At 48.9% G+C, this 13952-nt stretch carries 12 protein-coding genes; 1 reads left to right on the forward strand and 11 read right to left on the reverse strand.

Features of this window, described 5'->3' with window-relative positions; translation table 11 throughout:
* From DDT56_RS04870 to miaB, 7 genes are all read right to left on the reverse strand, one after another.
* Entirely contained in the window at positions 1–741 is a 741-nt protein-coding gene (locus DDT56_RS04870; protein WP_009113809.1) for an amino acid ABC transporter permease, read from the reverse strand.
* Positions 742–906: 165 nt separating this feature from the next.
* On the reverse strand, positions 907–1806 hold the full coding sequence (locus DDT56_RS04875) for a glutamate/aspartate ABC transporter substrate-binding protein (protein WP_136165367.1): 900 nt from the start codon (positions 1804–1806) through the stop codon (positions 907–909).
* A gap of 438 nt (positions 1807–2244) precedes the next feature.
* On the reverse strand, positions 2245–3774 hold the full coding sequence (gene lnt, locus DDT56_RS04880) for an apolipoprotein N-acyltransferase (protein ID WP_136165417.1): 1530 nt from the start codon (positions 3772–3774) through the stop codon (positions 2245–2247).
* A gap of 7 nt (positions 3775–3781) precedes the next feature.
* The gene (gene corC, locus DDT56_RS04885) at positions 3782–4660 is read right to left on the reverse strand and encodes a CNNM family magnesium/cobalt transport protein CorC (RefSeq protein WP_136165368.1); all 879 of its coding nucleotides are present in this window, start codon (positions 4658–4660) and stop codon (positions 3782–3784) included.
* A gap of 114 nt (positions 4661–4774) precedes the next feature.
* Positions 4775–5254: an rRNA maturation RNase YbeY gene (gene ybeY, locus DDT56_RS04890; RefSeq protein WP_136165369.1), complete on the reverse strand. Its 480-nt coding sequence runs from the start codon at positions 5252–5254 to the stop codon at positions 4775–4777.
* On the reverse strand, positions 5251–6306 hold the full coding sequence (locus DDT56_RS04895) for a PhoH family protein (protein WP_136165370.1): 1056 nt from the start codon (positions 6304–6306) through the stop codon (positions 5251–5253). Before DDT56_RS04895 ends, ybeY begins: the two co-directional genes overlap by 4 nt.
* A gap of 324 nt (positions 6307–6630) precedes the next feature.
* The gene (gene miaB / locus DDT56_RS04900; protein ID WP_136165371.1) at positions 6631–8055 is read right to left on the reverse strand and encodes a tRNA (N6-isopentenyl adenosine(37)-C2)-methylthiotransferase MiaB; all 1425 of its coding nucleotides are present in this window, start codon (positions 8053–8055) and stop codon (positions 6631–6633) included.
* A gap of 205 nt (positions 8056–8260) precedes the next feature.
* On the opposite strand from miaB, the gene ubiF reads away from it, so the two are divergent.
* Positions 8261–9427: a 3-demethoxyubiquinol 3-hydroxylase gene (gene ubiF / locus DDT56_RS04905; RefSeq protein ID WP_136165372.1), complete on the forward strand. Its 1167-nt coding sequence runs from the start codon at positions 8261–8263 to the stop codon at positions 9425–9427.
* Between the two features lie 239 nt (positions 9428–9666).
* On the opposite strand, the gene DDT56_RS04910 is transcribed toward ubiF, so the two are convergent.
* From DDT56_RS04910 to DDT56_RS04925, 4 genes are all read right to left on the reverse strand, one after another.
* Complete coding sequence (locus DDT56_RS04910; RefSeq protein ID WP_136165373.1) at positions 9667–10671, reverse strand: phage integrase; 1005 nt, start codon at positions 10669–10671, stop codon at positions 9667–9669.
* Between the two features lie 94 nt (positions 10672–10765).
* Positions 10766–12286 (reverse strand): KAP family P-loop NTPase fold protein, encoded by a 1521-nt coding sequence (locus DDT56_RS04915; RefSeq protein WP_136165374.1) that lies wholly within the window; start codon positions 12284–12286, stop codon positions 10766–10768.
* A 140-nt stretch (positions 12287–12426) separates the two neighbouring features.
* Positions 12427–13443: a hypothetical protein gene (locus DDT56_RS24755; protein WP_246856721.1), complete on the reverse strand. Its 1017-nt coding sequence runs from the start codon at positions 13441–13443 to the stop codon at positions 12427–12429.
* A 21-nt stretch (positions 13444–13464) separates the two neighbouring features.
* Positions 13465–13947, reverse strand: coding sequence for a BRCT domain-containing protein (locus DDT56_RS04925; RefSeq protein WP_136165375.1), 483 nt, complete (start codon positions 13945–13947; stop codon positions 13465–13467).
* Positions 13948–13952 lie beyond the last annotated feature (5 nt).

The raw sequence follows: 13952 nt of genomic DNA on the forward strand, positions 1-13952 counted from the left end.
TTATTTGCTCCCCATATTGCCCGGCAAACGGGTTTTCTGCTCTACCACCTGCATGATCAACATAATGATGGCGTTAATACCGACATAGGCCAGCGTGATCGCGGTGAAAGACTCATAGGCATGAGCGGAGTAATCCAGCAGTTTCCCGGCCTGCGCCGCCATATCCACCAGCCCGATGGTCGAGGCGATGGCGGAGTTTTTGACCAGGTTAAGCATTTCCGAGGTTAACGGCGGAACAATAACGCGATAGGCGTTGGGCAATAAAACGTAACGGTAGGTCTGCGGCAGCGTGAGTCCCATTGCCAACCCCGCGGCCTGCTGACCGCGCGGCAACGACTGGATGCCCGCCCGCACCTGTTCGCATACCCGGGCCGCGGTAAATAACCCCAGACATACCATTGAAGAGACAAAGAACTGGATATTGGGATCGAGCTCGGCTTTAAACCACATACCGATATCGACCGGCAACAGTTCCGGCACCACCAGATACCAGGTAAAAAATTGCACGATCAGCGGTACGTTACGGAATAACTCAACGTAGCAGGTACCAATTCCCGCCAGAAAGCGATTGGGGACGGTACGTAAAATACCAAACAGGGATCCAAGAAAAAACGCGATGAGCCAAGCGCATATGGATAATGCGATCGTCACTTGCAGGCCGGACAATATCCACCCGAGATAGGTGGTATTACCGAAAGGGGCCGCTTGCAGAAATATGCCCCAGTTCCAATCTATTGACATAACAAACTCCGGTAAAAAAAGGTAGCGAGGCTACCCTGAAGATTGATGAGCGGCAATTAACATGCGGTGGGGAACGACCACCGCATGCCTATCTGTCTGTCCTGCCGCGAATCAGCAATCATAGGGCAGGTATTTCTGATGTCTGCCCTTAATTCTCATTATTAATTAGTTTAAAGCCTTATCATTCGGCGCCTTGAACAGGGCTTTCATTTCGTCGGAAAGCTCGAAGCTCAGATTGAGATCTCTTGGCGGGATCGGTTGTTTGAACCAGCGATCAAACCATTTTTCGGCTTCGCCGGAGGTCTGTACTTCAGCGATGGTGTCATCAACCAGTTTTTTGAATTGCGGATCGTCTTTACGCAGCATACAGCCGTAGGCTTCTTCCGATTGCGCGGTGCCGACGATTTCCCACTGACCGGCATTTTTGGCTTTGGCGCGTTCGCCCGCCAGCAAGGCGTCATCCATCATAAAGGCCACCGCGCGGCCGCTTTCCAGCGTGCGGAAAGAGTCGCCGTGGTCTTTGGCGCTGATGATGCGCAATTTCAGCTGTTTCTCTTCGTTCAGCTTATTGAGCAGAACCTCGGACGTGGTGCCGGAGGTTACCACCACGGTTTTACCCGCCAGATCCGGGAAGTCTTTGATGCCGGAATCTTTTTTGGTCAACAAACGGGTGCCGACAACGAAAATCGTATTAGAGAAAGCGGCCTGTTTCTGTCGTTCAAGGTTGTTGGTCGTTGAGCCGCATTCCAGATCGAAGGTGCCGTTCTGCAAGAGCGGAATACGGTTTTGCGAGGTGATAGGCAACAATTTAACCTGCAGATTAGGCGCATCTATCTTCTGCTTAACGGCTTCGACGATTTTATCGGCGTAGGCCTGAGAATAACCGACGACTTTTTGCTGGTTATCGTAGTAAGAAAAAGGAACGGATGACTCGCGATGGCCGATAACGATAACGCCATTGTCTTTTACTTTTTTCAGCGTACCCGCCAATTCTTCGGCCTGAGCCGCCAGACTGGCTGTAGTACCAAGCAGAAGCAGTGATAGTGCCAGTTTACGCATTTGCATGTTCTAACTCCTTTGCTGTAGTGATGGCGCTGTAGTTGCAGATCTATAGCTGTGGATCTGTCATGGTCGATCTTGTTGTTGTCGATCTAGCGCTGTGCCGCTAAATCAGTGATGCCGTTCCGCTCTGCGGTACAAAAATCATGCACCGCTAAAGAGCGAAGTAACGGCGTATACTGTTAAAAAATAGCTCATTGTAAATAGATTGATGTGAAAATGTTTGTTTTTTGCGAGTTACTGCGCACCAAAGAGCAGCATAAAAATTGCATCGCACCTATTTAGTGCATTGCTTGCCCCAAACATGGGCGCTTCCGCAGCAAAACCGCAAAAAAACGTTGCGACAATCATTTACAAGATATTAAGAGGCAAAGATCGTGCCAATGAATGCCTCAAGGCATGGGTTAACATGCCTTCGGCGTGAAGTCTGCGGGGAGAGGGGGGTTAACGGCGACGCAGGCTGAAGATAATGGCGATAAAACCGCACAGCAGGCTGATAACCCATAGCGGCCAGGAGCCGAACCGGGCGTAGGGGGTGAGACCGGAAGCGGGAACGACCTGGGTATCCAGCACCGCGCGGGTAAACTGCGGCAGGCTGGCGCTGATGGCGCCGTCAGGGGAGATCACGGCGGTAACGCCGTTGTTGGTGCCGCGCACCAAAGGACGGCCCAACTCCAGCGCGCGCATCCGCGCCATCTGGAAGTGCTGCCACGGCCCGATGGAGTGGCCGAACCAGGCGTCGTTCGAAATGGTCAACAGCATATCCGTGTCTTCACGGAAGTTATCCCGCATCTGCTGGCCCAGGATAATTTCGTAGCAGATGGCCGGGGTCAGCTTATGGCCGTTAATGTCCAGCTGCGGCTGGATGTAATTGCCGCGGCTGAAAGAGGACATCGGTAAATCGAAAAGCGGTGCCAGCGGGCGCAACAGCGTTTCCAGCGGAACAAATTCGCCAAACGGCACCAGATGATGCTTGTTGTAACGGTTCGCGGTCGGATAGTGGTAAGGGGTTTTATCGCCCAGCACGATAATGCTGTTGTAATCATCAAACAGAGATCCATTGCGACGCGAGTCGACAATACCGGTTACCAGGCGGCTATTGTGGCTGCGCAGCAGCTCATCGAGCCGCGTAAGGTAAGGGCCCTGGCGTACCTCGATGTCCGGAATGGCCGATTCGGGCCAGATGATAATCGGCGCCTTATCCATATAAGGCAGGCTGTTATCCAGATAGGTTCTCAGCGTACTCTGCAGCTGTTCCGGGTTCCATTTCAGCTCCTGAGGGATATTGCCCTGCACCAGCGCGACATTTACCGCGCGTTCCGGCCGCAGGTCATACCATTGAATATTGCGCAGCGACCATGGCAAGGCCAGCAGCGCCAGGGCGATAACCGCAGGGCCGATACGGCGTTGATGCAGGGCGAAAACCAGCAGGCCGCTGATGCTCACCAGCAGGAAGGTAATGGCGTCGACGCCCAGAATTGGCGCGATCCCTTTCAGCGGGCCGTTAATCTGGCTGTAGCCGAACTGCAGCCACGGAAAACCGGTGAGCACCCAGCCGCGCAGAAATTCGGTCACCTGCCACAGCACGGGCGCGGCGATCGCCAGGCGCCACCAGGTGGTTTTGGGCCACAAACGCGCCAGCAGAACGGAAAACAGCAACGGGTAGAGCGCCAGATAGGCGGCCAGCAGCACCACCAGCGCGACGTTGACCGGCTCGGGCATGCCGCCGAACTGGGCAATACTGACGTAAACCCAGTTTACGCCGCTGCCGAACAGGCCGAATCCCCAGCTGAAGCCGATCCAGGCTGACTGGCGTACGGTTCGATTCAGCAGCAGGGCCTGCAATCCCATCAAGGCGAGCGGCGCCGCCGGCCAGATATCAAACGGAGAAAACGCCAATGTGCCGCAGGCGCCAAACAAGAGCGCCAGCAGGACGCGAACCTGCTGGCGTTGCAGTAAAGAGAGGACGGCCATTGTCAAATTAGTCTTCCAGTTGCGGTTGAGGCGCGTTGTCAGGGATTCTGACGTGTACCTGAATGATACGGCGGCTGTCGGCCATGGCGACTTTAAACAGGTAACCTTCTATTTCGATGGTTTCCCCGCGGGCGGGCAGGTGGCCGAAAGACTGCATGATTAAACCGCCGATGGTATCGACCTCTTCGTCGCTGAACTGCGTGCCGAACGCTTCATTGAAGTCTTCAATGTCGGTGAGCGCGCGCACGGTATAGGTGTTGCGGTTGAGCTGGCGAATATCGCGGTCTTCCTCGTCGTCGTATTCGTCTTCAATCTCGCCGACGATCAATTCAAGAATGTCTTCAATGGTGACCAGACCGGAAACGCCGCCAAATTCGTCAATCACGATGGCCATGTGATAGCGCAGAGAGCGGAATTCGTTCAGCATCCGGTCGACGCGTTTGCTTTCCGGCACCACCACCGCGGAGCGCAGCACTTTATCCATGCTGAACGGCTCGGAATCGCTGCGCATAAACGGCAGCAGGTCTTTGGCCATCAGGATCCCTTCGATATGATCTTTATCTTCGCTGATGACGGGAAAACGGGAATGGGCGGATTCGATAATGACATCCAGGCACTCTTCCAGCGTTTGATTGTGTTTCAGGGTAATCATCTGCGAACGCGGGATCATGATATCGCGCACGCGTTGCTCGGCGATATCCATCACGCCCTCGAGCATATCGCGGGTTTCCGGATCAATCAGATCGTTCTGTTCCGAATCACGGATAAGCGTCAGCAGATCGTTGCGATCTTTCGGTTCACCGTGAAAAAGCTGATTGAGAATAAGGGAAAAGAAACCCTTCTTGGGACTGGGGCTATCGCTGTTTTGAGAATGGTCGTCGCTCATGGCGTTTTAGTGAATATCACTCATGTTAATGAATAATTATCAGCAGGTTGAGAGTAACATGATGCAGCCTGACTGACGTGGAAATAAGCAATTGCGTAAAATCAAATTGGCTATTTAATCGGCAAGGCCGTCTTTTTCCGCAAGATAGGGATCGGCATACCCCATATTTTGCATAATCTCCGTTTCCAGCGCCTCCATCTCTTCGGCTTCGCTGTCTTCGATATGGTCATACCCTAGCAGATGCAGACTACCATGGACAACCATATGTGCCCAGTGCTCCTCCGGCGTCTTTTCCTGCTCGGCCGCTTCCTGTTCCACCACCTGACGGCAGATGATTAAATCCCCCAGCAGGGGAAGCTCCACTTCCGGCGGCGCTTCAAACGGGAAAGAGAGCACGTTGGTCGGCTTGTCTTTACCCCGGTAGGTGTGATTCAGGTGGCGGCTTTCCGCCTCGTCCACGATGCGGATGGTCACCTCTGAAACCGCCTGAAACTGGGGCAGCACCCCATCCAGCCAGCGTTGGAAATCCTTTTCATCAGGCAGGCCCTGGGTCTGCTCGCTGGCGATTTGTAAATCGAGAATGACCTGGCTCATTTGCGTTCCTGCTCTGCGGCCGACTGCGCTTCCCGTTTGCGTTGTTCCGCCAGCGCGTCTTTGCGTTTCTGGTCGGCAATCTCCCAGGCTTCATAGGCATTGACGATTCGGGCCACCACCGGGTGGCGCACCACGTCTTCGCTGCTGAAGAAATTAAAGCTGATTTCCTCGACGTCGGCCAGTACCTCGATGGCGTGACGCAGGCCCGATTTCTGGTTGCGCGGCAGGTCGATCTGCGTGACGTCGCCGGTGATCACCGCCTTGGAGTTAAAGCCGATGCGGGTCAGAAACATCTTCATTTGCTCAATGCTGGTATTCTGGCTTTCATCCAGAATGATAAACGCATCGTTCAGGGTACGGCCACGCATGTAAGCCAACGGCGCTACTTCGATCACATTACGTTCAATCAGTTTTTCGACTTTCTCGAAGCCGAGCATTTCGAACAGGGCGTCATACAGCGGACGCAGGTAGGGATCGACCTTCTGGCTCAGATCGCCGGGCAGAAAGCCCAGTTTCTCGCCGGCTTCCACGGCGGGGCGGGTCAGCAGAATACGGCGGATTTCCTGACGTTCGAGGGCGTCGACGGCGGCGGCCACGGCCAGATAGGTTTTCCCCGTCCCCGCCGGGCCGACGCCGAAGGTGATGTCGTGATCCAGCACGTTGGCGATATATTGCGCCTGATTGGGGGTACGCGGTTTAATCACGCCGCGCTTGGTGCGGATGTTAATCGCTTTGCCGTAATCCGGAACGCTTTCGGCCGACTGTTCCAGCGCGCGCGATTCTTTAATGGCAAGGTGAATCTGCTCGGGCTCGACATCGCCGATGGCGCCGCGCACCGGAGCGGTATCGACGTACAGACGGTGCAGAATATCGGCTGCGGCCTCTACGCAGAGCGTTTTGCCGACCAGCTTGAATCTATTATCCTGCCGATTAATCTCAATGCCCAAACGGCGTTCCAGCTGTTTAACGTTGTCGTCAAACGGGCCGCAGAGGCTTTGCAGGCGTTGGTTATCTGCGGGTTCAAGGGCAATCTCTTTTGTCGTTACGTTCAAATTATTCCTCTTGGGCTTTAGCGGCAGGCCGCGTGACGACCTGTATCAGATAGCGCAGTTTTCGCTGCGCCACATGTATGAATTATTTATCGCTAATGGCAAATGGCGCAAGTAGCAATCTGCTGACAAAGCTCATAATACACCACGATCCTCCTCCGCGGCCCACTCCCGCGAAGGCGGGAATCAGCCGATGGCTGTTTGCGGTTCAGGGGGAGATTCCCGCCTAATGCCGCGGGAATGACGGGGTTGGGAAGGTTTGTCAGCAACCTCAATGGGTGGCAACGCCACCCATAGTTTGGAGATGCAACCCGCTTCGTTCGACGATCAGGGCTGGTAAATGCCCACGCCGATTTCGTTCTCTTTACGGGTGCGGGCAATCACCGCGGAAGGGGATTCGTGCACGCGCAGATCCATCTGATCTTCGGTGCGCACCACAATACCGCGCAATGAGTTGGGGTAAACGTCGACGATTTCCACATCGACAAATTTACCAATCATGTCCGGCGTGCCTTCAAAGTTGACCACGCGGTTGTTCTCCGTGCGCCCTGACAGCTCCATTACGCTCTTGCGCGAGGTGCCTTCCACCAGAATGCGCTGGATGGTGCCCTGCATGCGGCGGCTATATTGCATCGCCTGCTGGCTGATGCGCTCCTGCAAAATGTACAGACGCTGCTTTTTCTCTTCTTCCGTGACGTCGTCCACCATGTCCGCCGCCGGCGTTCCCGGTCGAGCGGAATATATAAAGCTGAAGCTCATATCGAAATTGACATCGGCGATCAGCTTCATGGTTTGTTCAAAGTCGGCCTGCGTTTCGCCGGGGAAGCCGACGATAAAGTCGGAACTTATCTGAATATCCGGGCGTGCGTTGCGCAGTTTGCGGATGATCGCCTTATATTCCAGCGCGGTATGATTACGCTTCATCATGTTCAGTACGCGGTCGGAGCCGCTCTGTACCGGCAAATGCAGGAAGCTGACCAGTTCCGGCGTGTCTTCATAGACGCTGATGATGTCGTCTGTGAACTCAATCGGATAGCTGGTGGTGAAACGAATACGGTCGATGCCGTCGATGGCCGCCACCAGGCGCAGCAGTTCGGCGAATGAGCAGATTTCACCATTGTAGGCGCCGCCGCGGTAGGCGTTGACGTTCTGCCCCAGCAGGTTTACTTCACGCACCCCTTGCGCGGCCAACTGGGCGATTTCAAACAGCACGTCATCGCACGGACGGCTGACTTCTTCGCCGCGGGTATAAGGCACGACGCAGTAGGTACAATATTTGTTGCAGCCTTCCATAATGGAGACGAACGCCGTCGGACCTTCCGCCTTCGGTTCCGGCAGCCGGTCGAACTTCTCGATTTCAGGGAAGCTGATATCCACTATCGGGCTACGGGTGCCCTGCACGTGGTTAATCATTTCCGGCAGGCGATGTAATGTCTGCGGGCCGAAAATGACGTCGACATAGTGCGCGCGATCCCGGATGTGCGCCCCTTCCTGCGAAGCCACGCAGCCGCCAACGCCGATAATCAGCTCTGGGTTGTTCTCTTTCAGCGCTCTCCAGCGGCCAAGTTGATGGAAGACCTTTTCCTGCGCTTTTTCACGGATGGAGCAGGTGTTCAGCAGCAGAACATCCGCCTCTTCCGCGACCTCGGTTAGTTCATAACCGTGCGTACTTCCCAGTAAGTCGGCTATCTTCGATGAATCGTATTCGTTCATCTGACAGCCCCAGGTTTTAATATGCAGTTTTTTTGTCATCGACTTGCCATTACTCAGTGCGGGTAAGAAAGCTTTCCCTTTATTGGGGGCGCGTATTGTAATCTTTTGCTGCCGTTGTGACCAGAGTTCGCAAACATTCCCCCGGCAAAGCGGAGCGCGGTTATAAAAAGTCGGCCTGAAATCCAGTACACTGTTTTCTATTATATTGCTGATAAGAAGCATAGCCAGATAGGGATAAAACAGTATGCATTATGATGCGATCGTTGTCGGGGGCGGAATGGTGGGGGCTGCTGTTGCATTGGGATTAGCCCGCAATGGTTTTCAGGCGGCGGTTATCGAGCAGGAGTTACCCGTCCCTTTTGACCCCGCCAGCGCGCCGGACTTACGCATTTCGGCGATCGGCCAGGGTTCCGTCGCCCTGCTGAAACAGCTTGGCGCCTGGCAGCGGGTGCAACAGATGCGCAGCGCCCCTTACCGCCGCCTGGAAACCTGGGAATGGGATAATGCCCGCGTGGTGTTCGATGCGGCGGATATCCGGTTACCCGAGCTGGGTTTTATGGTGGAAAACCGGGTATTGCAGCTGGCGCTATGGTCATCCCTGAATGAGGTCGAGCGCTGCCGTTGCTACTGCCCGAGCGGTCTGCAAAGCATGCTGCGCACGGAAGCGGGATGGCGGCTGCAGCTTGATGACGGACAGAGCCTGACGGCGTCGCTGGTGATAGGCGCTGACGGCGCCAACTCCCGGATCCGCCAGTGGGCGGGGATTGGCGTCAGCGGCTGGCAGTATCGTCAGTCCTGTATGCTGATCGGCGTGGAGACTTCGCTCCCCCAGCAGGATGTTACCTGGCAGCAGTTTACGCCCGCCGGGCCGCGCGCCTTTCTGCCGCTGTTCGACCACTGGGGATCGCTGGTGTGGTATGACAGCCCGCAGCGCATCCGTCAGCTTCAGGCCATGCCGCTCGCCCAGTTGGATAAGGAGATTGCGGCGACCTTTCCGCCACGGCTGGGACAGGTAAAAGCGCTGGCCGCCGGCTCTTTTCCTTTGGTGCGGCGCCATGCGCAAACCTATGTGCGACCGGGGCTGGCGCTGCTGGGCGATGCGGCGCATACCATCAATCCGCTGGCCGGGCAGGGGGTGAATCTGGGGTATCGGGACGTGGAGGCATTACTGGAGGTGTTAACCCATGCCCGCGATGCCGGCGAGGAGTGGTGCTCGGAGCCGATATTACGCCGTTACCAGCGTCGCCGTATGCCGGATAATCTGCTGATGCAAAGCGGCATGGATTTGTTCTACGGCGCTTTCAGTAATTCGCTCGCGCCGCTCGGCGTGGCGCGCAATCTGGCATTGATGGCCGCGCAGCGCGCCGGCGGATTAAAACAGCGTGCGTTGAAGTATGCGATAGGCGTTTAACCGGGAGAGGGGCGGCAATCTTTAATGGTTGCCTGATTTGCGGATATAAAAAAAGCCCGCGTTAGCGGGCTTCTTTATTTGGCTGGGGTACCAGGATTCGAACCTGGGAATGCCGGAATCAGAATCCGTAGAGTGACCTAATGAAATCAATTAATTATATTAAATACATTGGGTTATGATTTTTATATGTTTATTTATACAGTATTAAATATTTGCGCTGCCGCCATTTTTGTCGCCACTCAGGAAGCCAGTGGATTGAGGCGTAGCGCGTCCTCCAGGTGGTTGGGGCTAAAGTGGGCATAGCGCATGGTCATCTTAATATCGGTATGGCCGAGGATGCGTTGCAGTACCAGAATGTTGCCGCCGTTCATCATAAAGTGGCTGGCAAAGGTGTGGCGCAGAACGTGGGAACACTGGCCAGCAGGCAGCACAATATCAGCCCGCTCCATTGCCTTCCTGAATGCGTTATAGCAGCCGCTGAACAATCGCCCGTTACTCTTGGGTAGCGAGTTATACAGCGTTTCGCTGATCGGTACCGTGCGGTTGCGCTTGCCTTTGGTTTTGGTAAAAGTCACGCGGTAAGGCGATAGTTGAAAGCGGGTTAACTCTTCCGCTTCTGACCAACGCGCGCCGGTAGACAAACACAGCTTAACAATCAATAACAGGTCTTTGGCTTTGCTGGCTTCGCATTCGTGCAACAGCCTGGCGATCTGGTCTTTTTGCAGGAATGCCATTTCGCTTTCAGATGTTTTATACGGTCGCACGCTTTCTAACGGGTTGGCGGCGTTCCATTCGCCCAGCCGCGCCAGTTCATTGAACAGCGCTCTAAAGTACGATAATTCACGGTTAACGGTGGTCGGGCTGATTTTTGCCTCACGGCCATTGTGAGATATTTCGCCATTGAGCCGCTTTTCACGATAAACAGAAAAATCGCGGGCGGTGAAGTTGGTTCCCAACGGATCGCCCAATGAAGCGGTGGCACAGTCCAGAATACTCTTTCTGCCTTCGCCATCATTCAGTGTGATGCCGTGGGCGCGATACCACACATTAATCAGGTCAGATAGCTTACGCGTATCGCGCTTCTCCGCTGTCCACGGTTTGTTTTCTGCCTGTTCCATCGTGAAGCGTTCAAAGGCGACGGCTTCCCCTTTGGTGGCAAACTGTTTACGTACCCGCTTGCCTTCGCGTCCGTACGGGTAGCACTCACACAGCCATTTTCCTGATACTTGCTTACGAACTGCCATACAGCCCCCTGTTAACTGAGGACTGTATTTTTACTGTATATAAAAACAGTAATCAATGTTTAATAAAGAGAAAATAAACTGTCCAATAGGTTTTTTAATCGAAAGAAACTGATAATTCAATGAAGTTAATATAATCTTTTATTTTGTAAATTTTTACATCTACATCTTTCATCAGCAAAGATGCTTGTTGTATATGAATCATTTCAGTAACTGAAATTTTTTTAGGATTAGATACTCTTAATAAGGGATTTCCTTCATCTGTTTTAATTTTAGATTTTATTTCTTGCATTGTGTTTGAGAATTTAATTGCTTCGTCAATATATACTCTACATGGTATTTTTATTTTTTCCTCTATTGTGTCGTTATCCATGTAATATTCTCTAGGACCTAATAAGTTTTTCAATCCTGTGTTATTCTTACTGTTATCTATGAATATAAATAATTCACCGTGATTAAAATTCCTTAGCTTTTTATTTTCAAGTATAATATCGGGAAGAGGGTTTTTTCTGAGCGACTTGTTAGTTATGACGTTAAACAACTCAATATCCATATCATGAATTATCATTAACATTAAAAGCATTGTGTAGTCTGCTTTTTTATTTATCCTGGCTGATGTTAATATGTCTAACAATCTATCTAAGTTCTTTTTTGAATCACGAATGTTTAGATTGAATGCATTTAGAATTGATGAGCAATTATAAGAAAATTGCTCTATAGTCGTAGGTTTAGGGTATGTGTAATTCTTTATTTTTTCAAAATTGTCAGATAATCTATCTTTGATAGTCTCTAGTGTTATTTTTTCTAAGTCAGGAGCGTGGAGCGAGAAACGTCTATGAAAAAATCTACTGAGATATAGATTTGCGTCAAACTCGTTACCATATACATTCTTTATGGAGTGCTGTAATTGATTAGTGTCAGTAGCAATTATAAAGATAAAGTTTTCTACACTAAATATATGCTTTACTATTTCTAATAGCGAAATTGCATAATCTGGCCTGCATCTATCAAGTTCATCAATGAATATAAATATAGGTGGAGTATATCCTTTATTAAAGCTAAGGGTAGCCCAGAAAGCAAGCTCTTTCTTTAATTTTACTATTGATTTTAATTTCTCATTATGTTGTTCAAGCATTAGTGTTGATGCTGTTTTTGCTATTTCAGAGATATCTTCAAGTCCAACATATTTTTTTAATAATCCAGAGATAACCTCGGGCACTATACCTTTAGTAAATCGACCTATAGATTCGCTTGATCGTATTAATTTCCGATCTAAATTACCTGAGTAATATTCAATTTGATTGATTAATGATGAAAATAGAGTCAAGAATGCATCATCAGAAAAATCCTGCTTCCAGGCATCAATATAAATACAAGGGTGATGTCTATTTAATGATGTGTATAATCTTTTTATAAAAAAAGTTTTCCCTGCTCCCCATTCAGCATTTAAATTTATTACAGTATTTTTATTTCCTTGTTCCTTTAAATAAAAATAAAGATATTCTGCATATTTTTGTCTATCTAATGAATCAGCTTCTAATGTTTCGCTTTCCCCATCTAAGGAAAATTCAGTTTCTTTTGTCCAGTCTAGATCTAAGTAAAAGTTTGATTTTTTCATTGTTTTGTTTTGATTAAAAATGGTTTTTTTGATTTATCATACAGTTATTTTTTAACTAAAGACTGTATTTTTACTGTATATAAAATCAGTGATAAACGTTTTGTTATTAACAAATAAACATTGATTTCTATAAGTGAAAATCAATCAATTGTATCGTTTTTTTCTTTTGACTCTTTCATGTTTTTTATTGAGTTTATTAATTCTTTTATATTTGGTGGGGATGATATTTTCTTAGAGAAAGCTGAGTTTCCAGTTCTGTTCCAATCTTTAAAAACTTCAATAGCTTCAGCTTTGGTGGCCATATCACCATATATTTGAAGGAATAGCCGACCGAAGCTCAAAGCGTGTTGTCTATCTTTTCTAAGGATTGACTCGTGAATATATGATGAAGACATTTGAAAGCATGTATGAGAGATCCAGGTGAGAATTCCTATTGCTATGATTCCTCTAAAGAAAATGTATAGAATTGAAGTTATATTTAAATTATTATTAGCGTTTATCGAATCGAACCCCGTTTTAAAGCTATATAAAGCAATACCAACGGCAATAGAAGCAAATGTTATTCCCGTTCTTGACCACCTTTTTGATTTATCCATGAATAATTGATCATCTGAACTTAGCTTGTCGCTAACATCAGATACATAATCAGGTATTTTATCTTCAATTCTACTTTGTTGTAATTGAGATTTTAATTTCTCATGTTCTATTTTTAGTTTTACAAGTTCTTCATCTGTTGATGAGAGGGTTTTATCTAATTTCTTTAACTTTCCTTGTTCTTCTTTAAATGCATTTCTGTAATAACTAATCTCAGATCTTAATTTTAATACTTCTTTTGCTTTTTCTGACTGATTGTTGCTTTTTTTTGTATTTATAATATGACTTATTGAATCATATTCTTCAGATTCTTTATACGAATTTTCATATATTGAATTAGTTTGTAGGTTGGGGTTTTTGATTGAGTCAATAAAATTACTGGCTATGTTAGGGTCTATGTTATGATCTTTGAATATAGCTTTTATCGTTCTTTCAAATTCACCATATTCACCTCCATCTAATAGGCTTCTAAGTAAATAGTAATCATTCTCATTTATTAGACTTTTGGCTCTAAGGTAGCTGATTTTTGATAATGATTCAGATATGAATTTTCTTTCTTGCATTATATATTCCTTTGCTATGATTTATTCTGAAATCTCGCCACTTTCTATAAAATTCATGAACTGTTCTTCATTGAAAATCAGGATACCCATGTTTCTAGCATCGCTGATTTTTTTTGGCCCTGCATTGTAGCCATAGCAGAGTAGTTTTAAGTGCTTGGTTACGGATTTTCTGACAACCATATCCTTTGATGATGCCATTTCTTCTAGTTCTGCACATCTTTCTTTTTTAAATCCTGTAAAGCAAATATCGAAGGTTTCTTCTTTAGGCTTCTTTATATAAAATTCGCCAGAATTAATTCCTTGATTTATGTGATTCTCTGCATCTTGTATGGAGTCGAAAAATTTAATTACTCTATCGGTACGAAATGTTTTTAGCTTACGTTCATCCCCATCAAGTAAACTTGTTCCTTGAAAATAATCTCCGTTTGTTGTCACATCTTCAATTGATTGGACTTTAACCATGTCTCTTGTATTTACATATACAAAGATTTTCCTATCAGTCATACCGA

Origin of the sequence: Brenneria corticis (assembly GCF_003115855.1) — a bacterium.
Classification (GTDB): domain Bacteria; phylum Pseudomonadota; class Gammaproteobacteria; order Enterobacterales; family Enterobacteriaceae; genus Brenneria; species Brenneria corticis.

Excerpts from the sequence above, each read along its gene's own strand:
- DDT56_RS04870 (WP_009113809.1), bottom strand. The coding sequence starts at position 741 with ATGTCAATAGATTGGAACTGGGGCATATTTCTGCAAGCGGCCCCTTTC.
- DDT56_RS04875 (WP_136165367.1), bottom strand. The coding sequence starts at position 1,806 with ATGCAAATGCGTAAACTGGCACTATCACTGCTTCTGCTTGGTACTACA.
- lnt (WP_136165417.1), bottom strand. The coding sequence starts at position 3,774 with ATGGCCGTCCTCTCTTTACTGCAACGCCAGCAGGTTCGCGTCCTGCTG.
- corC (WP_136165368.1), bottom strand. The coding sequence starts at position 4,660 with ATGAGCGACGACCATTCTCAAAACAGCGATAGCCCCAGTCCCAAGAAG.
- ybeY (WP_136165369.1), bottom strand. The coding sequence starts at position 5,254 with ATGAGCCAGGTCATTCTCGATTTACAAATCGCCAGCGAGCAGACCCAG.
- miaB (WP_136165371.1), bottom strand. The coding sequence starts at position 8,055 with ATGACAAAAAAACTGCATATTAAAACCTGGGGCTGTCAGATGAACGAA.
- ubiF (WP_136165372.1), top strand. The coding sequence starts at position 8,261 with ATGCATTATGATGCGATCGTTGTCGGGGGCGGAATGGTGGGGGCTGCT.
- DDT56_RS04910 (WP_136165373.1), bottom strand. The coding sequence starts at position 10,671 with ATGGCAGTTCGTAAGCAAGTATCAGGAAAATGGCTGTGTGAGTGCTAC.
- DDT56_RS04915 (WP_136165374.1), bottom strand. The coding sequence starts at position 12,286 with ATGAAAAAATCAAACTTTTACTTAGATCTAGACTGGACAAAAGAAACT.
- DDT56_RS24755 (WP_246856721.1), bottom strand. The coding sequence starts at position 13,443 with ATGCAAGAAAGAAAATTCATATCTGAATCATTATCAAAAATCAGCTAC.
- DDT56_RS04925 (WP_136165375.1), bottom strand. The coding sequence starts at position 13,947 with ATGACTGATAGGAAAATCTTTGTATATGTAAATACAAGAGACATGGTT.